Here is an 18,654-nt window from a genome sequence, read left to right as displayed (position 1 = left end):
TATTACTCCTACAACTTCGGTTAGCGCATCTTATCGAGGAACATGCCCGATATGGACGGTCGTCTATCTCTTCATGCTGTCCGGGATGTCCAGCCCCAGTGTGCCGCCAGGGTTCATGATGTTGTTGGGATCGAAGTGTGTTTTCATAGCCCGCAGGGCGTCCATCTCCTCTTTGCCGAGAAATGATTCCATCCACTGGTTCATCAGCCTTCCCACGCCGTGGTGGTGGCTGGGTGTTCCCCCCGCCTTCACCATGGCGTCCACCAGGCCGGTCCTGTAGGATATATAGTCCTCAAGGCTGCCCTTAACGCCGAAGATGAAGTACAGGTTGGTGCCGTAGGGGTAGAAATGGGACGCGTGGCTGATGCACATCGTACCTGGCACGGAATGGGCATAGGCCATGACCGAGTCGTGTATATGGTGTACGTTGTCCCAGCGAACCGGGGTTTCAATCGTGTCCAGCAGTATATTGTAATCTGATATAGTCTCGCCTATAAGGAAGGAAAGGTACCTTTCCTTCTCCCAGGTCTTTGCCCCGCTGCCGCCTATGCTCAGCCCGCCATAGCTTTTGGCTATAGCATTCATTTTCTTTTTCACCAGTTTGGCGAAATCTTTGTCACCCTCGATAATGCCCATGCAAATCGATCGTCGGCCACGCTTTAATCCGAACGCCCCGAGGAACCACTCAACCGCCGGTTTCTGCGGATACATCTGGAAGGCATGGTCGGTCTCCTCGGCATCCGAGACCCTGAGCACCGCGGGCAGGCCGAACTGGCCCTGGCAGATCTCCCTGGCTGCGTCGATCGCCTTGGGCCAGGTGGGGAAGATATAGCTAAAATACTTTCTGTTTTCCGGCATGTAGCGAAATACCTTCATGGTAAGCTCCACCACCACGCCGAAGGACCCCTCGCTACCCTTGAACATATCTATCACCCTGGGACCGGTGGCCGTGCTGGGATAATCGATAGTATTGATGACTCCGCGGGGTGTTACCACCTCGACGCTGAGCACCAGGTTGACCGGCTCGCCGTAGTAAGTCGAAGCCTGCCCGCTGCCGCTGGTCACCACCCAGCCGCCCACGCTGGACAATTCCCAGGACTGGGGGAAGTGTCCGCCGGTGAAGCGGTGGACGGTATGATATCGCTGGGGCGCATTATTCAGGGCCTCTTCGTATTGAGGGCCCATACAGCCGGCCTGCACACGGCTGGTGCTGTTCAACTCATTGACCTCCAGCACCTTATTCATGTGCGTGTTGAGCACAAGGGTGATTCCACCTTTCTCGGGCAGCAGTGCCTTGGTAGTTCCGGAGCCGCCGCCGTACACGTATATAGGGATTTTCTTTTCGTTGCAGAAGCCCACCAACTTCCTGACATCTTCCTTGTCGCGCGGGTGCACAACAGCCCCGGTTATCTCGTGGAGCTTGCCGCGCTTGAGGGGAAAGGTCTCTTCGGGCAATTTCCCGTAGCTGTACTTGACCCTGTTAAAATCATCCGCCTGGACATTCTCACTCCCGACCATTTCAATGAATGCTTCAATTGCGCCTGTGTCGACATTGGATGCAGGCACAGGTCCCAGCCGTTGGTTGCCATCGCACCTGTCTTCAAAATATTTCCTGTCAAGTTTGAGTTCCTTTTGAATGAGGTGGAAGTACTCGGGTGACGGCAGCTTGATCTGGTCAGGCCTCCCTATTTTGACAATGGACCTGTATGAACCCGGCGCAGGCGGGTCGTTGGTCCAATCCGGTATAAACGTTTCTTCAGTCATAATCTCCTCCGTTAAGATTTCACTGTTGATCGGAGGAAAAATAACAGAAAAACGGCCGGCTGTCGTTAAGAATTATAATATTGAACCTTTTTTCCGGTACTGCGGGGGCATCATGCCCGTTTTTTACCGGAAAATAGCCTTGAATACAAGCCAGGTTCAGCGGTGCGGGTAATAGCTCAGTGCCGTTTCTAACATGGCATAAATATTCTCGGGAGGGGTCCCCGCCTGGACGCAGTGTGATGGCCCGAGGATATAGCCGCCGCTGTGATAGATAATTTTCGAGCCCATGTTGTGCACCATATCGTTAATACACACATGGTACGGCTTGATAAACTCTTCCTACATGGGTAACGACACGAGTAGGCCTGTTTGCCCGCCGATGTCGTCGGACGTATAAACGAGGTCGATCATACCGTCCGTTGTGCGATGAGACATCGCCAGCAAAACCCATTCACGCCTGGATAACTGCTCTTTGATCCTCATTTATCACCTCAATATTTTGAAGCCAGGTATCATATCACGTTTTCTTCAATATGCAGTTGGAATTATATGGCTATACCCTTTTTCCTGTACTCCAGGGGGGTCATGCCGGTTTTCTGCTTGAAGATAGTATTAAACGAAGGCTTGGAGCCGAACCCCACCTCAAGTCCGATGGACAGGGCGCTCTGGTCCGGGTTGCTGATAAGGAGCTCCTTGGCCTCCTCCACCCTGTAGTTGTTTACATAACTCGAGAAATTCATGCCGATGTGGTCGTTGATAAACTCGGAGAGCTGGTGTGGGGTTATGAAAAGCATGGAGGCAACTTCATCGAGCTTTAATTCGAATTGCCGATATATCTTATCTTCCTCCATCAATTCACGCAGGCGCTGAATTATTTTATTGGTGCTAAGACCCTGGATCAGCGACTTACGATATTTTTGTTGCTTCTCCTCCCGTGCGACGAGCTGGTAAAAATGGGGATACCTGTTTTCAAACAGCAGGTAGGTAAGACCCGTAAGTCCGATCAACATGATGCCTGTATCCATGACCGCGCTGTTGGCCAGGATGAAACCGGTTGTGATCAGGATGATATCCGCCATATAAAACAGGGTAAGGACGATGGAGACCCGGACGGGTTCACGCATAGTGGCGATGTTGATGAACCCCGACTCGAGACGCAGCAGCAACACATATTGAACGAGCAGAACGAGTACACCCGCCACGAACACGAGCGTGATCGGATTGCCGGTCGGGTCCGCGAATATGCTGATTACAACGGCCTTGTTTGCGCCCGTATCGATAAAGTAGAACCATGTTTCAGCTACCAGTATGATCGCAGCCGGGGTCATCTGCAATATCAGGCGAAGGGGTATTTTCCCTCCGGGGTAGAAAAACATGAAATATCGTATGTAATTGAGCGAGCCGGATATGAACAGCAGCGTAAGCAATGGATACAGCAGAAAGGGATACTCGAACTGCAGGTTCATCGCCACGAAACACAGTTGAAGGGATTGGATGCCGACCATCACGTCCCGGATAATTCTGAATTTATAGGTGTTATTGACCTTTTTGCGGGTGACGTGTAAAAGGGCCGTGTAGAAGGTCAATATGGAGGCTATGCCGATGACCAGTGCCGCCACGTTGGATAAAATGTTCATGTGGATACCGCTTTGCATGATATTATCGCCTATTTCAGGCAATTAAAAAAAGATTTTATAGTCATGTCAATATAATAAGTTGTTATCGGCTGACATCGACAGTATCATTTAAATAATTCACTTTTCGCTGATTGATTTAACAGGAGGTCAGTCTTGAGATTATTGGGGAAAATTGCCCTGGTTACAGGTGGTGGCAGGGGCATCGGCAGAGGTATCGCGCTGGCCCTGGCCCGTGAGGGGGCCGATATCGCGTTCAATTACAGGCGCGACGCCGACGCCGCGAAATCCACCGGAGCGGAGATCGTGGCCCTGGGACGTCGTACCCTGTCGGTACAGGCCGATGTCACCTATTACGAGCAGGTCAAGGCCGCCGTGGCTAAAACCGTAGAGACCTTCGGCAGGATTGATATACTGGTAAACAACGCAGGCATAGCCTCGCGCGGGCGGTTCGTCGGGGATACCGAGGCGGATGAGATGGAGAGGCTTTTCAAAATACACGTGATGGGGGCCTTCTATTTCATTAGGGAGGCGCTGCCCATAATCAGGAAACAGAAGCGCGGCGATATCATCAATATCTCTTCGGTCAGCCCCTTCAGTTGCATGGCCGGGCACGCTCCCTATGCGGTGGCCAAGGCGGGCCTCAACGCCCTGTCCTCCGTCCTGGCCAAGGAGGAGGTGGGCCACAATATCAGGGTGAACACCATCGCCTGCGGCCTGATAGAGACCGACATGGGCACACGCCTGGTCAATGGTATGGGAATGGACATTAAGGACCTGGCTAAAAATTTGCCGTTCGGACGTGTCTGCCAGCCGCAGGATGTCGGCAACCTCTGTGTTTTCCTGTGCTCCGACGAGGGTGACTATATATCGGGGCACCCGATCTTCCTGGACGGCGGCGCCGTCTATTAGATCAGCCGTCAAGTGGATTCACCGCAGGGCTACGTCACAGCCATTTTGATTATCCCGGTTGTAAACATGATGTATGCCCCGATGAAGCAACCTGCAGCCAGGGCCAGAACAACGATCGATATGACAAGGGAAGTCCTATCCTTATTTTTAATCGCAGGCTGAAGAAACCAGATGCTCAGCGGTATTAGAAAGACACCGATTACGATGGCGATTACACCGAGGACATTGCTGATTGTTTTTATGAGATCCATCGGTTTTAGAAGTGTAATTTATTTCTCGGTGGTTCGCAAGAGATTTAAAGGGCTCGATTCTTCCTGAGCACGTTGAAGATCGGATGAGAGAGCGCAAGTATTACAGCCTGTCAGGTAAGAGATGGGGATTTCTGTTATAGTAATCAAGCCGTAATCAATGGTTGTTGTCGGGCGGGCTGGAACTCCGGCCTGCGTGCCGTCTATGCACGAAGCGGCAGCTGCCGCCGGTATAAAATGCTGAACTTTTGACCGGGAATCAGCCCGGTTGTTAACAGAGTGCTGCTTATGATAGAGGGCATCAAATCAGTATTGAGAGGGAAATGTTTTAAGGAGGTTTTTCATGAGGGTGGGTCTTTTCGGGTTTGGCAGAACAGGTAAGTCCGTTGCGACGGTATTGCTGCAAAGCAAGGAATCTCATCTTTGCTGGGTGATCAGAAAGTCAGAAACGCTACAGCATCGGTCAGTCCCGGAGTTTTTAGGTATTGAATCGGATGAACCCGGATTAATTTTCCCCAAAGATGAATTGCCGCCGTCGCGGCTTTTCGATGAACATCCCATAGATGTATTGATCGACTTTTCTTCTGCAGAAGCCATATTGTCTTACGGCGGTGAAGCGGCTAAAAGAGGAATTGCTATAGTCAGCGCGATATCAGAGTATCCCGGCACGACAATTGATTTCCTAAAGAAATTATCGCAGCAAACGAAGGTGCTCTGGTCTCCCAACATTACTATCGGTATCAATTTCTTGATGCTGGCGGCTAAAGTCCTGAAAAGTATTGCCCCTTATACGGATATCGAGATTATCGAAGAACATTTCAAAGCTAAAAAGGAGGTTTCCGGCACATCCAGAATTATGGCCAGAGTATTATCTTTGCCGGAAGAGTCAATTAAAACGATCAGGGCAGGCGGCATTGTCGGCAGGCATGAGATTCTCATCGGGTTTCCATTTCAGACTATACGCTTAACTCATGAATCAATATCGAGAGAGGCGTTCGGCAACGGTGCGCTGTTTGCTGCGCAACATCTCATTGATAGGCCGATCGGATTGTATTCTCTGGAGGATCTGTTGATACCGTATTTTAACCTGAAGTAAAATGTGTGACAGGATTAATGTGTTGACGGGCATGATGTCCCCGAAATAATAAGGAGAGGAGGTTGAGGCATGACGAATGATCCTTACGCCGGAAAATTCTGGAGGAAGTCCTTCGATCCGCACGTGAAAACCCACTTCGATTATCCCGGGCATAAAATGTTCCATGACCTCTTCCTGGAGGCAGTAAGCGAGGTGCCGGATATCACGGCGGTCAATTACATGGGGAAGGAGATTACTTTCCGGCAGATCGACGCGTTATCCAATCGTTTCGCCGCTTTTCTCATCAAGCAGGGGTTGGAGCCGGGCGACGTTGTGGGGGTGTATTCGCTCAACCTGCCGGCTTACTACATCGCCATCCCCGCCATCTCGAAGGCCGGCTGCGTTCTGACCGGCGTCAGCCCGCTGCTGACGCCCAGGGAGCTTGAGTACCAGCTCAACGACTCGGGCGCGAAGTTACTGCTGGCGCTGGATGTTTTCTGGGGCAACATCAGCCAGGTTACCGATAAGGTCAAGCTGAAGACCATTGCGCTGACCGGCTTCAGCGACTTTCTGCCTGATGCGCAGCCGCTTAAATTGCCCGAGTCATCCATACCCGTAGTCAGGTTCACCGATATCATGCAGGAGTACCCCGCCGATCCCGTAAATGTCAGGGTCAAGGGGGAAGACCCGCTGCTGATGCAGTATACCGGCGGCACCACCGGTCCCTCCAAGGGCGCGGTGCTGACCCACAACAACGTGGTACGCCATATGATCCAGTGGGGCAACTACGTCGATGCGGTCAAGGGACAGGAGCGCATCCTGTGCCCCTTCCCGCTCTTCCACCAGGCGGGCCTCTTCCTGGGGCTGTTCTGTCTGGTGTGGGCCACACCGCAGGTCGCCATACCCAACCCGCGCGATTACGACTTTATCATTAAATGTATCAAGGAATACAAGCCCAGCGTGCTGACGGCCGTGCCAACTATCTATCTCGAGCTGATGAAGAAGCCGGAGTTCCGCGCGCTGGATTTCTCGGGCATCTGGGGCTGCATTGCCGGCGCGGCGCCATTCCCCGTGGAGTACCTAAAGGAGTTCGAGGATATCGTGGGCAAGGACAAGTTCAGTGAGGTCTACGGCATGACCGAAACCTGTCCCCTCATAGCGGCTAATCCCCGCTACGGCAAGCGCAAATTCGGCTCAGTCGGCCTGCCGGTCGGCGATACCGAGGTCAAAATCGTCGATCCCGCCACTAATGAGCCGGTCCCCATCGGCGAGCCCGGCGAGCTGGCTGTGCGCGGTCCGCAGGTGATGAAGGGGTACCACAACAAGCCTGAGGAGACGGCCAACGCCTTCAGGGACGGCTGGTTCCACACCGGCGACATCTGCCGCATGGACGACGAGGGCTATATCTACATCGTGGACCGCCTCAAAGATATGGTCATCGTCTCCGGCTACAAGGTGTTTACGCGGGAACTTGATGACATAATCATGGAGCACCCCGACGTTGCGCTGGCCGCCTCCATCGGCGTCCCCGACCCCAACCGTCCCGGAAACGAGACGGTGGCCTCAGCCATTGTGCTCAAGGAGGGCGTCGAGAAGAGCGAGGCCGAGAAGGAGAAGATTCGGGAGTTCATCCGAGCGCGTGAAGCCCCCTACAAGGTGCCGAAGATAATCGTTTTCTACGACAGCCTGCCCACCAGCGCCGTGGGAAAGATACTGAAACGCAAGCTGCGCGAGATGCTGAAGGCCGGCTGAAATAACGTGAATACATCCGTATTATTGAAAAATATTTTGACTTTATCGTTTCAATATGACACTATAAAAATATATTAATCAGTGGTTATAGCGGCCGGTGCAGCCGTTATTTTGAAGCATTAATTGCGTCATCACTGGTTCGTATAGTTACTGCGAGTGGGATTTGAGGAGAACCGTAAATTAAGCCGGTCGGCGGCCGGGGATTTACGAGGCTGAGTGAGCGCTTATATACGGCAGAGGGATCCTTTCTTGTTGCCTCCTATGGAAGTTCCATATTGCCCGGGCACCGTTTTTGATGATTAATAAACGTAAACGAATATAATAACAGGAGAAAAGAATGGCCAGTCAATCGAAGTCCATAGACCTGGCACAGTTATTCCAATCAGTCACCGGCACACTTGCCGATAACAGGCAGCAGCTCAATGACGCCGATGACAACAACCACGACCACGGCGACAACATGGTGGATACCTTCGAGGTGATCACGCAGGCCATGCGCGAGAGAAAGGGCGCTGATCCGGCAGGCCAGCTCGAGTATGCCGCTCAGATGCTGCGGCAGCGCAAAAGCGGCTCGTCACAAATGTATGCCAGCGGGTTGGAGCAGGCCTCGCAGCAGTTCCAGGGCCAACAGGTCACGCCGGCCAATGCCATGACGCTGATACAGGACCTGCTGGGCGGCGGACAGGCGTCGCAGTCTCAACAGCAGGGCGGCGGAATGGGCGGCGTGCTCGGCTCTTTGCTGGGCGGCGGGCAACAGCAATCTCAACAGCAGGGCGGCGGCATCGGCAACGTGCTCGGCTCGCTGCTGGGTGGATCCGGCGGACAGCAGACCCAGCAGGGCCAGGACGGCCTCGACCTGGGCGATCTGCTGCAGGCCGGCATGTCGTTTATGAGCACCAAGCAGAGGGGCGGCAGCAACCTGGAGGCGATCGTGAATGCGGTCGTATCCAGCAGCGCCATGGGAGGCGGCTATCGCCAGCAGTCCAGCAACCTCGTGGCATCCACCATGATGCAGGTGATCAAAGGGATGATCAAGTAATATCAGGGTCGGCTGCCGCATAAGCAGTGAACGCCCTTGATAATAAAAAAAGGAGGAAATAGATGGCTGCAAAATTCGAACTGTACAAGGACAAGAAAGGGGAATTCCGCTGGAAGCTGCTGGCGACCAACGGCCAAATCATCGCCGTGGGAGAGGGATACACCAGCAAGGACTCCGCCAAAAAGGGCATAGAGTCGGTTAAGAAAAACGCCCCTACAGCAAAGATTGAGGAAAAATAGACAGCGAATTTGAATATTGAATAAAGCCAATAGTCTCAAAGGAGGGATCGGTCATGGAGAATACCGTCGCCAAGGTTATTACGGTAATCGGGTCCAGCTCCAAGTCGTTTGACGATGCTGTCGCGACAGCCGTCGCCGCGGCATCCAAAAGAGTGAAAGGTGTACATGTCGCCGACGTGCAGAAATTTTACGTGCATGTCGAAAAAGGCAAGGTCATCAGCTACCGCGCCAGGGTCAGGTTGGCCTTTGAATACAATCCAAAGTACAAGAAGTAGCTGTTTTTTAAACTTTACATAACCAGCACTACCGGATGCTCTGAAGGCATTCAGCGTTGTGTGTTTGATGCCACAGCGTGAGCAGACATTACTGAACGGTTATCTGCGTCAGCGATAGCTGGCTGTTGCCGTCCAGGTCTTCCACGACAAAACCGACCATGTAATCGCCGGGTGCGGCATCCAGCGTCTTCCAGGTAAGCGGCTGCCTGCCGAAGGTCAGTGTGCCTCCCTCCTGGTAGACTGTGTTGGTCACGTTGCCGCCGCTGTCCAGTTCCAGCCAGCTTTCAGTGACGGTGAATTTATCGCCCGTAGTGGACGTGATCTCACGCGGAGCACCGGCCTCTCTCTGCCCTGTAAAACCCAGCACCCTGCGCAGCGCGCCGTCGCTGAAATACAGTGTAGCCAGGCATTGCTCACCGCTATCGGCGAAGGTGTAGGTGCCGTCCACCGTGTAGACAGCTTCGGCAAAGTTGCGTCCGTAACTTTCGGGTTTGAACCGGCAATACACACGGTTGGTCCCGTCATCTACGGCGAAAATGATCGGTTCCCATTTGAAATCCAGGGTGAATTCGCCCTTGCCCCAGTCCGGGTAATAGATGCCCTTTACCAGGCGGGTATCCGGGCTTTCGATGTAGTCTTCGTCCGCAATAAAGATAGAATTGCTCTGAGGGTCGTAGTAGCCGGCAAACAGATAAATATATCCGATGTTGTCGCCACCTATGTCGGCGCTCAACATGACAGGGTTACGCGGATCAGCCTGAGCGCTGGAGACGGTTATCTTCGATATACTGATCCCGCCTGCGGCCGGGGACTTCACGGATACTCCAACCGGTACGATTGGGCGGGTGTCTGTCAGCGTGAACTTGCGTCCGGTATAGTGATAGGCCAGGAAATCGTCCCACAGCGATTGGCCGGCGAAGCGGCTGGCGATGGCGGTATATGACCGGGCGCCCGCGACTGAGCTCTGGTAAAGCTGCGAGTTGGGGAAGTAAATCGCGATTCCCGTTGCTCCCGGTACGTCGGCGCCGTGTTTCTCGGCGATGACCGCCTGGCTGATGGCGGCCAGCACTGCATCGGCCGCCTGGTTGACCTGGGCGTTATTACTTTTCTGTTTGACTATCTGCAGGAAATTGCCCAGGTCGATATAAGAGGGCGGTACCTGGCTGCCGAAAATGCTGGTGAAGCTCTGGGCATAGGTGCGTCCTCCCGCCATCGCCTGCTGGTTGGTGTTTTGAAAAGTGAAGGCAAGCTGGTTCAGGCTGCTGTTGATCTGGCCGACCTTCGACAGGTCCACCGCGCTCAGCGTCGAGTCGCGCCCCATCTCGCGCGCAAGCCCCTGTGAAGATACGTCATATGATCCTCCGAACAGGCCTGATAAAGCCGAGCCCTCGCCCAGAAGGTCCGCGCGGGCGCTGCTGTCGGAGATGCGCTGGTCGTCATCGATATAGCTTGCCACTATGGTGCGGCCGAGGTCGGCGCCGGATATGTTGGGATTTTCAACCAGCTTTTTAAAAATGCTGGTGTATGCCCAGCCTAAAGATGGTTCGACCTCCTCGGAGGCGACCGCGTAGCGGGCATGCGGCTCAAGCGCCGTGAAGACCTCGAGCTGTCCCATCAGGCAGGCGTCCAGGCCGATCAGCTCGAACCTATCTACACCGCTATTGGCGCGGATCTGTCCCAGCGCGCCGTCAAGCTCGTTCAGGTAAATCAGGTCGCCCAGGCGGGATCCCAGCGGTGTGCTCTGGTCTCCGCTGCTCCTGGGATTGGGATCGCTCCAGCCGCCCGGCCAACCCATGCCGTGGTCGGAGAGGATGAGCACATATTTATCGGATGGATACGTTTTTATGGCCCAGGTAGCGAAATCGATTAAAGTCTGCCCCGAGGACATGTTCATCTCGCCCAGGTCCGCGATCTCCTGTGAGCGCAGCCTGCCGAGGTTATCATCCCTGCTGATTAAAAAGCGCTTGGTGCCTGTCCAGTTGCCGTCGCCGCTGTAGGCCCCGTTATAACGGTCTATCTGCGCCACGATCTTGACCAGGCCCGACGAGCCGATTTTTTCGGCCTCGTTCAAATCGATGTAGATGTCCTTTTCCAGTATCCTGTCGTCGGCGTCCTGGTAGAGCATGACCAGCCATTTCTGGCCGCTGGTGGCCGGTGTGAGGGAAAGCGCCTGAGTGGACATGCTGCTGTCCTGCAGCGCCGACTGATCAAGCAGTGAGGACTGGTCTGAGAACTCGTCCATACCGGCAGGTATGCTGCAAACGCCTGAGAACATGAGGAATGCGATTAACACTACCGCGCCGATGACGAGAAGCATCATCAGGCAGCCTGTTTTCCCCGTCAGGCAACCGCTGCCGCCTGCCCGGTTCGAGCCGCTGTTCACGCCTCCCGTGCCGAATAAACCGGCCAATCCCCCTAACAGGCCGCCCAGCCCGCCGCCGGTATCAAGACCGCCGCCGGAATCATAGCCGCCGCCCGTGCCAAATCCGCCTGTAGGAGTGCCTCCTGTCGGGTATTCGCGCCGCTGCGGCGTTCCCGCCCGCTCACGTCCGCCGGGCGGCGCCGAATCAGGCCTCCTCCTGCGTTCTCCGAAAACCCTGCGCTTTGCCTGTCCACCCTGAGTGTCCGACATGTTAAACCTCCGCTTTGGCAGCGTTTATAAAGCCACTTGATAAACTGCATCAACTGCCGGGCTGTGATTTGATTGTACTACCCGGGTTAAGGACCGACCAATTGCAAAGGTTTTTACGCTTTGGGCAATATCCCTACGCCGGCGTCCCTGGCATACCTCATCATCTGCGCATATTTGGCTACGCTGGTCCCCAACCCCATGGCGCCGAAGACGCCTGCCGGATGGTCCATCACGCCGTTCTCCTGGTACCTGACATGCTCCCCCTTCCAGAAGGTGCTGACGATGGCGCTGCTCCTGGCCACAGGGATGATCTGCCAGCTCATCATCATCTGTTCGATGACCTTAAGGGCGAACTCCATCCCTACGCCGAACCACCCCAGCGTCAGTGCGCCGCCCACCTTGCCCGTGCAGCGATGCCCGAAAAATATCTCCTCCCTGCCGCGGAAGAAGACGTTCTGGAGCTGTGTGCTCAGCACCTGGCAGTAGGTCGGACCGCCCATTATGATCCCGTCCGCGGCGAACATCTTGTCATGCACGTCATGTACATCGTCTTTGATCTTGCACCTGGCCTTGTTTTTAACGCACCACTGGCAGTGTTTGCACTCCGCGATTTTTTTATCCGCCAGCGTCACGAACTCCGTCTCGACTCCCGGTACCCCGGCCGCAGCCTTCAAAGCCACCTGCACCAGTTTGTCGCAGTTCCCGTCCTTGATGGGTGTGCCCGAGATTCCCAGGATCTTGACCTTTACGATAGGTGATTCCATGATTATGACTCCTCCGGCTAAAAAAATATTACCGATGCCCGGCATACAGAAAAATCCTTGCCGTCCAAACAGAAAACGGGTAAACTTCCTGTACAACAGATATCATATCAAAAAGGCCGGATAGCCGAAGTGGAGCTTGGGAGATAGTGGCTGTGAGCAGTAAACGGCACGATTTGAAATAAACTTCTCTCCGCTTTGTACGTTATCTATTATGAAAATAAGCACAGTTGGTAGAGACTGCTCTTGACCCATAGTCAGTTATTTTGAATTTTAGCGTTTGGCAGGTCAAATTGATGGATACGAATAAAATGGCGAGGTGATATATGAAATCTCGAATTATTACGCAAATGGCCCTAATTCTTCTTCTGATTACCATCCCCCTATCCGGATGCAGCTATCTTCCCGGAGAGATCAGCGGCATGAGCTTCCTGCCCGTGGTGCATACTTTCCAGGCTTCCCCCACAGTTGTCAAGGCCGGCGAGTACAGCACATTAAGCTGGGCGGTGACGGGCGCATCCAAGGTGTTTATCGACAACGGGGTGGGCAACGTGGCCATCCAGGGGAGCATCGCCGTTACTCCTGCGCAGACCACGCAATATACGCTTACCGCCTATAATTCCTCGGGCAGCACCACGGCCAGGACACAGGTGGTCGTTAGCGGCGCCGTAGTGCAGCAGGTAAAACAGCCTTCCATACGGTATTTTTCCTCGGACAAGACCTATGTAGGTCCGGGTGGCGATGTCACACTGCACTGGAGCACTGTGGACGCCACGCTGGTCAGCCTGGAGCCCGGCGGAGTCGTGGGCGCCCAGGGCAGCATTATTGTGCATCCGTACGTGACCACGAATTACAAGCTCACTGCAACTAATTCATACGGAGTTGTCAGCGATGCTCTGACCGTCTATACAGGCTCGGCGGGGGTCATTTATCAGAGCGGGCAGGAGATTTCAGTAACATTGCCCGCCATAGCGGGAGAATCCGGCGCGCTGGTGAAAAATAATGCTATTTACACCCTTCAGGAAACTGCCTGCGTGGGCGATACCAGCCTTAATCTACCCAGCCGCGCCTTTCTCAGTTTCGATATCTCGGGTATCCCTCCCAACGCGGTTGTGACCGGCGCGATGCTGGACCTGAGCGGCTATAAAAAGGTGGGTAATCCTACCTATGACATAGCGATGTACGGCAATATGGGCGCACTGGAGATATACTTTTTCCAGTACGGCGCGCTGTCCGACCTGGATATACTGGCGTATAACAGGCCGGGCGCATTAGTCAGCGGGGGAAATATCATCGAATATCCCCTCTCGCCCTGGCTGATCGATGTCGCAAATTCCTCGAACGGAGAACACGTGATACAGAACCTGGTCCAGGCGGGTCAATCGCGTTGCCAGTTCAGGATGCAGCTCTTCACCACCACCAACTGGGACAACACAAGCGATATGCTGTGTTTTGACGATGCAAAACTGATCCTGAAATACAGGATTCCCTGATAACAGTATTGTACCTGCTCAAGGGGATTTCAGCAGATATTTGGGAGATTCCAGCGTCCGGTCATAGATATCGGTGGAGTAGATCCTGACGGTGTAATCTCTTTTGGACCAGATGCAATTGGAGGTGTTCTGCCCGTCGGGTTGCGGACAGGTCCCGCTCTGCAGCAATACCGTGTGGTCCGCTGAATAGCTTGCGTCATCAACCGTATTGGAAAGAGCATCGGATGTGTATGTTATTCTGCTTCTGGCAGGAACGGATGTATCCCAAGTGATCGTCACTGTATACGGTACATCCCACCCGGCTGCGCCGGCGGTGGTAGAGTAGACAACATCGTACTTATAATTGGATATCTCGAGGGGAATTATCGACGGCGTAACAATCTGTTCTCCCTTGCTGATTGAATTCCTGATAAAGGAATTATTCGAATTGACGGCGACGGCGAAATTCAGCCCCTGTGTTTCCTCCAGCCAGAAGGTATTGATACCTATGACTTCACCCGTATTGTCGATAAGCGGTCCGCCGCTGTTGCCCGGATTGATGGACGCGTCGGTCTGGATGAAGGCATGCCCGTTGACATCACGGATTGCGGATACGATCCCGGTCGTAATGCTGACGGACTGGTCTTCGTTGGAAGCCATGATACCGATGGTGTCCGCGACCGGATAGCCCAGTGCCATTACCCGTGTGCCTTTCCTGGGAACGCTGGGTTTGGTGAAACTTACGGCCTTTAAAGCGATCGACCCGGGGGCGATTTTTATGGTTGCCATGTCGGTTTCCGCCCATTCGTCGATAACGCTGGCCGGATACACGTTGTTAAAATTCGTGTTGACAGAGCCCTGATAACCTATAAAAACCAGTATCGCATGGGCATTTTCTATCACATGCGCATTGGTCAGGATGCATCCCGAAGGATCGATTATCACGCCTGAGCCCTGCTGCCATCCGGTATCCGAGTTGCATAAAATCAATACGACACTATCCTGTACGTTTGGGATGATGTCCGGCCAGTCGAGCTGCTGCGGAGTCGCTTTGTCAGAGGGGATGCAACCGGATAACGCAGCGCAGGGCAAAGCCATGGCCGCCAGTAATACGACTACTAATAAAAACTTATTTCCGTAACGGTAGTGCATGGTTTCAACTACCCCGGCGCTAATAATACTGATAAATTGTATCCTTCTGCGCCCCATTAATTATAATAGAATACCCCGGGTTAATTAATCATCACAAGTGGGTCAGCAAGTGGGATGCATGTCGATCGTCAATGTAGAGAGCGCCTGCGCCACCGGCTCTACGGCATTGAACAGGACAGGAGAAACGAGTTGTTCAAAAGGGTAATAATAGGGGTGTTAATAAATATTATGGAGATGCAAAACAAATGAAAAATTCTGAGAAACTCGAAGGGCTTCAAGTTGGTTACGACGTGCCTGCACTTCCAGGTATGCCTGCAGCCGAAATACAAACACCCTGCCTGATCCTCGACCTCGACGCACTCGAACGCAACATAGTGAAGATGGGCAGGCTGGCAAAGGAGATGGGCGTGCGGCACAGGGTGCATGGCAAGATGCACCGGTCGATAGATGTGGCGAAACTCCAGGAGAAGCTCGGAAATGCCTGCGGTATCTGTTGTCAGAAAGTCGCGGAGGCCGAGGCCTTCGCACGCGGGGGAATTAAAGACATCCTGGTGACGAATGAAATTCGTGACCTCGTTAAAATCGATCGTCTGGCCCGCATCCCGAAATTCGGCGCGCGTACTATCGTCATCGTGGACGATGTGGCCAACGTGGCCGACCTCTCTGCGGCGGCGCAGAGACATGGCACCGGGCTTGAGTGTCTGGTAGAAATCGATTGCGGTGGAAGTCTGGCAGGCGTGTCGACCATCCCTGAGGTTATAGAGTTAGCCGGAGCCATCGATGCAGCGCCCGGGCTGAGATTCTCCGGCATACAGGCCTATAACGGCGTGGCGCAACACCAACGCAAATATGATGACCGCAGGGCGCTGATCGATGCCTCGGTTGTTAAAGTGCGGGATGCGGTGGAGGCGCTTAAAAAGAATGGACTGAAGTGCGACATCGTAGGCGGCGCCGGTACCGGCACCTATTATTTCGAGGGCAATTCCGGGGTCTATAACGAATTGCAGTGCGGCTCCTATGCCTTCATGGATCGCGACTATGGGCTCGACCTCGACAGGGAAGGAAAACAGCTTGACCAGGGCGAATGGGAGAATGCCTTATTTATATTGACGATGATAACCAGCCATAAAAAGCCGGACGTGGCCATATGCGACGCTGGGCTGAAGGTGCAGTCGATGGACTCCGGTCTGCCGGTTGTCTTCGGCCGCGAGGATCTGACGTACCTGGCGGCTGCAGATGAACACGGCATAATCATAGATCCAAAAGGCGCCCTGAAGGTGGGCGATAAATTGCGCCTGGTGCCCGGCCATTGCGACCCGACCTGCAACGCCCACGACTGGTATGTGGGCGTACGCAATGACAAGGTTGAGGTGGTCTGGCCGATCAGCGCCCGAGGTAAATCTTTATGAATTTGCAGCTATTGGAGCGGGAGACGGGATTCGAACCCGCGACACCCTGCTTGGAAGGCAGGAACTCTTCCGCTGAGTTACTCCCGCGAACAGGCAACCATTGTAGCCCGCCGCTATCGGCAATGTCAAAGCAAGGGAAGTATTAATCCGGTCATTGCGAGGAGCGTAGCGACGCAGCAATCCTGTGAGTGATTACACAACACAAGATTGCCACGCCCTGCGGGCTCGCAATGACGATATGAATAAGTGCCTAGAGTGATGTAAGAAATACTATGATAAAGAGGCTTTTGGATGGCTTGACATTGAATACCTGGCAGCTTATTATAAGGTCAGAAAAAGCATGAACGGGAGGTCGTACTGATGGCAACCGATCAATTCGTTTCACGGCCTTACGAAGACCAGGAACTGCTTTCGATCGACCGCCTCAAAAGGGCGGTTATGAACAGGATAATCGAGCGGGCGGAGGCTTTGATGGACGAGGAATTTCCACTCAAAGACGAACGCCTGGGCCAGCTCTTCCTTGAGGAATGGGAAAATGCCAAAGTCGCGGTGAGGAATTCACCGCAGGCCAAGGAAGCCTACAAGAAATGGCTTGAATCCAAGATGACCGGTTTGCTCGACTCCCAGATTAAAGAAGACCGCGACGAGCTCAATTCCATGGGAGTCCAGGAAAAGAGCCTGTGAACCTGGGTTAGGCGATATCACCGAGAGGAGGAATTGACGATTTCTCCTCTTTCATTTCTATACCGGAATAAAAATACGGATGCCGGGATATGGATAAAAAAATCGAGGACGCCGAACAACAGCTTGATAAACTGGCCCAGATGGAAAAACGCCTGGAGATGATGTACAAGCGCATCGACCAGCTCGATACCATGGTATCCACGCTGATCGAAAGGGTCATGCGCCAACCGGTCATCACTATAGAGGTGACCTGCCCCAAGTGCGGCAGCAACGTCCACGTTTCGTTGACGGGCAACGCTAAACTTTCAACCAAAGTATAGCCGCAATCCGGCCGCCAGCCGTTACATCCTTGACTATGGATATAGCCGTTGATAAAATGCCATGTGGTCCGGGGGCGGTTAGCTCAGCTGGTTAGAGCGCTACGTTGACATCGTAGAGGTCACAAGTTCGAGTCTTGTACTGCCCACCATATCCACTTTTGAATTTCGGAAATCGTAAAATGCCGGATCACAAGTTCGAGAACCTCAGAGCAGCCATCCAGATGCGCGGCGGTTCTATGCCCGCCATTAAAAGCCCGGAATTTTTCGCGCTAATAGACTATTTGTTCTCGCAGGAGGAGGCCGACCTGGCAGTAGCCATGCCAATTATGCCTGCCTCCGCCGAAGAAATAGGCATTAAGGCGGGGGTAGACGCCGGCAAGGTGAGATCGCTCCTCGAAACGATGGCCGACAAGGGCCTCGTCTATACCTTCGATAAAAATAGTCTCCGCTTTTACAGCCTGCTGCCGCTGCTGCCCGGCATTTTCGAGATGCAGTTCCTCAGCGGCGATGTCAGCGAAAGGGCGGTCAGGCTGGCGCACCTCTTCGAAGATTATTTCCAGGCCCTGGATAAATACAGCTCAAGTTCCATAAAAACTGCCGTTCCCTTCCCTGTGGCGCGCGTGATCAGCGTGGAGAAAGAGATACCGGCGACTTTCGAGATCCATCCTTACGATAAAGTCTCGCAGTATATAGATATGGCGGAATACATCGCGGTGGGGACCTGCTACTGCCGGCACCACGGCGAGCTTTTAGGACGCCCCTGCACCAAGCCCAAGGAAGTGTGCATGGGATTCGGGCCCGATGCCAGGTTTATGGCCGAGAGGAAGTTCGGCAGGCTGATCAGCAAGGACGAGGCGCGCGACATACTGCGCCGCACCGAGGAGGCCGGCCTGGTCCACTGCTCCAGCAACATGAGCAAATATGTTCAGTTCGTCTGCAACTGTTGTTCCTGCCACTGCGGCATACTGCAGAGCATGAAAAAATTCAACATGAAGGGCTCAGCCGCGGTCTCCGGATTCATCACCGCCTTTGACGCCGACAGTTGCATAGCCTGCGGCGATTGCGTGGAGAGATGTCCCATGGAAGCCCTGACGATGAAAGACGATCGACTATTGTTCGACAGTAACCGCTGCATCGGCTGCGGGCTTTGCTCTTCCACGTGTCCCAGCGGTTCGCTCAAACTGGTGGAGCGTGATAACGCCCCGGTCCCGCCGAACGACTGGCGCCAGCTCAATGCCAGCCTGCTTTCCTCTGTAAGCGAACTTTTAGAGGCCAATTAAGTAGAT

Annotated in this window: 18 protein-coding genes and 2 tRNA genes; 12 read left to right on the top strand and 8 right to left on the bottom strand. The window is 53.8% G+C overall.

The window, feature by feature from the left end:
- Positions 1-63 precede the first annotated feature (63 nt).
- From WC359_03505 to WC359_03495, 3 genes are all read right to left on the bottom strand, one after another.
- Positions 64-1,764 (bottom strand): FAD-binding oxidoreductase, encoded by a 1,701-nt coding sequence (locus tag WC359_03505; protein MFA5399482.1) that lies wholly within the window; start codon positions 1,762-1,764, stop codon positions 64-66.
- Between the two features lie 339 nt (positions 1,765-2,103).
- The gene (locus tag WC359_03500; GenBank protein MFA5399481.1) at positions 2,104-2,247 is read right to left on the bottom strand and encodes a hypothetical protein; all 144 of its coding nucleotides are present in this window, start codon (positions 2,245-2,247) and stop codon (positions 2,104-2,106) included.
- Positions 2,248-2,309: 62 nt separating this feature from the next.
- On the bottom strand, positions 2,310-3,419 hold the full coding sequence (locus WC359_03495; GenBank protein ID MFA5399480.1) for a helix-turn-helix domain-containing protein: 1,110 nt from the start codon (positions 3,417-3,419) through the stop codon (positions 2,310-2,312).
- 135 nt (positions 3,420-3,554) lie between these two features.
- Between WC359_03495 and WC359_03490 the strand changes: the two genes are divergently transcribed.
- Complete coding sequence (locus WC359_03490) at positions 3,555-4,310, top strand: glucose 1-dehydrogenase (GenBank protein ID MFA5399479.1); 756 nt, start codon at positions 3,555-3,557, stop codon at positions 4,308-4,310.
- A 29-nt stretch (positions 4,311-4,339) separates the two neighbouring features.
- On the opposite strand, the gene WC359_03485 is transcribed toward WC359_03490, so the two are convergent.
- Positions 4,340-4,561, bottom strand: a complete 222-nt coding sequence (locus WC359_03485; protein ID MFA5399478.1) for a hypothetical protein — start codon at positions 4,559-4,561, stop codon at positions 4,340-4,342.
- A 340-nt stretch (positions 4,562-4,901) separates the two neighbouring features.
- Between WC359_03485 and WC359_03480 the strand changes: the two genes are divergently transcribed.
- The 5 genes from WC359_03480 to WC359_03460 all read left to right on the top strand — a co-directional run bounded on the left by WC359_03480 (position 4,902) and on the right by WC359_03460 (position 8,938).
- Positions 4,902-5,654, top strand: coding sequence for a dihydrodipicolinate reductase C-terminal domain-containing protein (locus WC359_03480; protein MFA5399477.1), 753 nt, complete (start codon positions 4,902-4,904; stop codon positions 5,652-5,654).
- Positions 5,655-5,723: 69 nt separating this feature from the next.
- Positions 5,724-7,385: an AMP-binding protein gene (locus WC359_03475; GenBank protein MFA5399476.1), complete on the top strand. Its 1,662-nt coding sequence runs from the start codon at positions 5,724-5,726 to the stop codon at positions 7,383-7,385.
- A 337-nt stretch (positions 7,386-7,722) separates the two neighbouring features.
- The gene (locus tag WC359_03470) at positions 7,723-8,424 is read left to right on the top strand and encodes a hypothetical protein (protein MFA5399475.1); all 702 of its coding nucleotides are present in this window, start codon (positions 7,723-7,725) and stop codon (positions 8,422-8,424) included.
- A 62-nt stretch (positions 8,425-8,486) separates the two neighbouring features.
- A complete protein-coding gene (locus tag WC359_03465; protein MFA5399474.1) occupies positions 8,487-8,663 on the top strand; it encodes a YegP family protein in 177 nt (58 codons plus the stop codon).
- Between the two features lie 53 nt (positions 8,664-8,716).
- Entirely contained in the window at positions 8,717-8,938 is a 222-nt protein-coding gene (locus tag WC359_03460) for a dodecin family protein (protein MFA5399473.1), read from the top strand.
- An 88-nt stretch (positions 8,939-9,026) separates the two neighbouring features.
- Here WC359_03460 and WC359_03455 read toward each other — a convergent pair whose 3' ends face one another.
- Complete coding sequence (locus WC359_03455; protein ID MFA5399472.1) at positions 9,027-11,570, bottom strand: clostripain-related cysteine peptidase; 2,544 nt, start codon at positions 11,568-11,570, stop codon at positions 9,027-9,029.
- 113 nt (positions 11,571-11,683) lie between these two features.
- Positions 11,684-12,334, bottom strand: a complete 651-nt coding sequence (locus tag WC359_03450; GenBank protein MFA5399471.1) for a flavodoxin family protein — start codon at positions 12,332-12,334, stop codon at positions 11,684-11,686.
- A gap of 323 nt (positions 12,335-12,657) precedes the next feature.
- Between WC359_03450 and WC359_03445 the strand changes: the two genes are divergently transcribed.
- Positions 12,658-13,824, top strand: a complete 1,167-nt coding sequence (locus WC359_03445; protein MFA5399470.1) for a hypothetical protein — start codon at positions 12,658-12,660, stop codon at positions 13,822-13,824.
- Between the two features lie 18 nt (positions 13,825-13,842).
- On the opposite strand, the gene WC359_03440 is transcribed toward WC359_03445, so the two are convergent.
- Entirely contained in the window at positions 13,843-14,955 is a 1,113-nt protein-coding gene (locus tag WC359_03440; GenBank protein MFA5399469.1) for a trypsin-like peptidase domain-containing protein, read from the bottom strand.
- Between the two features lie 245 nt (positions 14,956-15,200).
- Between WC359_03440 and WC359_03435 the strand changes: the two genes are divergently transcribed.
- Entirely contained in the window at positions 15,201-16,364 is a 1,164-nt protein-coding gene (locus WC359_03435; protein ID MFA5399468.1) for a DSD1 family PLP-dependent enzyme, read from the top strand.
- A gap of 12 nt (positions 16,365-16,376) precedes the next feature.
- On the opposite strand, the gene WC359_03430 is transcribed toward WC359_03435, so the two are convergent.
- Positions 16,377-16,451, bottom strand: a tRNA-Gly gene (locus tag WC359_03430).
- Between the two features lie 273 nt (positions 16,452-16,724).
- Between WC359_03430 and WC359_03425 the strand changes: the two genes are divergently transcribed.
- From WC359_03425 to WC359_03410, 4 genes are all read left to right on the top strand, one after another.
- A complete protein-coding gene (locus WC359_03425; GenBank protein MFA5399467.1) occupies positions 16,725-17,048 on the top strand; it encodes a hypothetical protein in 324 nt (107 codons plus the stop codon).
- Between the two features lie 89 nt (positions 17,049-17,137).
- Positions 17,138-17,368: a hypothetical protein gene (locus tag WC359_03420; protein ID MFA5399466.1), complete on the top strand. Its 231-nt coding sequence runs from the start codon at positions 17,138-17,140 to the stop codon at positions 17,366-17,368.
- Positions 17,369-17,440: 72 nt separating this feature from the next.
- Positions 17,441-17,517 (top strand) — tRNA-Val (locus WC359_03415).
- Positions 17,518-17,547: 30 nt separating this feature from the next.
- Positions 17,548-18,648, top strand: coding sequence for a 4Fe-4S dicluster domain-containing protein (locus WC359_03410; GenBank protein ID MFA5399465.1), 1,101 nt, complete (start codon positions 17,548-17,550; stop codon positions 18,646-18,648).
- The last annotated feature ends 6 nt before the right edge of the window (positions 18,649-18,654 follow it).

Source organism: Dehalococcoidia bacterium (assembly GCA_041653995.1).
In the GTDB taxonomy this organism is placed as follows: Bacteria; Chloroflexota; Dehalococcoidia; order GIF9; family UBA5629; genus CAIMUM01.
The sequence above is the reverse complement of the archived record's forward strand: the minus strand, read 5'-3'. Positions and strand labels throughout refer to the sequence as shown.

Coding starts and splice junctions, on each gene's coding strand:
- WC359_03440 (MFA5399469.1), bottom strand. CDS start 14,955: ATGCACTACCGTTACGGAAATAAGTTTTTATTAGTAGTCGTATTACTG.
- WC359_03465 (MFA5399474.1), top strand. CDS start 8,487: ATGGCTGCAAAATTCGAACTGTACAAGGACAAGAAAGGGGAATTCCGC.
- WC359_03460 (MFA5399473.1), top strand. CDS start 8,717: ATGGAGAATACCGTCGCCAAGGTTATTACGGTAATCGGGTCCAGCTCC.
- WC359_03425 (MFA5399467.1), top strand. CDS start 16,725: ATGGCAACCGATCAATTCGTTTCACGGCCTTACGAAGACCAGGAACTG.
- WC359_03475 (MFA5399476.1), top strand. CDS start 5,724: ATGACGAATGATCCTTACGCCGGAAAATTCTGGAGGAAGTCCTTCGAT.
- WC359_03470 (MFA5399475.1), top strand. CDS start 7,723: ATGGCCAGTCAATCGAAGTCCATAGACCTGGCACAGTTATTCCAATCA.
- WC359_03410 (MFA5399465.1), top strand. CDS start 17,548: ATGCCGGATCACAAGTTCGAGAACCTCAGAGCAGCCATCCAGATGCGC.
- WC359_03420 (MFA5399466.1), top strand. CDS start 17,138: ATGGATAAAAAAATCGAGGACGCCGAACAACAGCTTGATAAACTGGCC.
- WC359_03455 (MFA5399472.1), bottom strand. CDS start 11,570: ATGTCGGACACTCAGGGTGGACAGGCAAAGCGCAGGGTTTTCGGAGAA.
- WC359_03500 (MFA5399481.1), bottom strand. CDS start 2,247: ATGAGGATCAAAGAGCAGTTATCCAGGCGTGAATGGGTTTTGCTGGCG.
- WC359_03445 (MFA5399470.1), top strand. CDS start 12,658: ATGAAATCTCGAATTATTACGCAAATGGCCCTAATTCTTCTTCTGATT.
- WC359_03495 (MFA5399480.1), bottom strand. CDS start 3,419: ATGCAAAGCGGTATCCACATGAACATTTTATCCAACGTGGCGGCACTG.
- WC359_03480 (MFA5399477.1), top strand. CDS start 4,902: ATGAGGGTGGGTCTTTTCGGGTTTGGCAGAACAGGTAAGTCCGTTGCG.
- WC359_03435 (MFA5399468.1), top strand. CDS start 15,201: ATGAAAAATTCTGAGAAACTCGAAGGGCTTCAAGTTGGTTACGACGTG.
- WC359_03450 (MFA5399471.1), bottom strand. CDS start 12,334: ATGGAATCACCTATCGTAAAGGTCAAGATCCTGGGAATCTCGGGCACA.
- WC359_03505 (MFA5399482.1), bottom strand. CDS start 1,764: ATGACTGAAGAAACGTTTATACCGGATTGGACCAACGACCCGCCTGCG.
- WC359_03485 (MFA5399478.1), bottom strand. CDS start 4,561: ATGGATCTCATAAAAACAATCAGCAATGTCCTCGGTGTAATCGCCATC.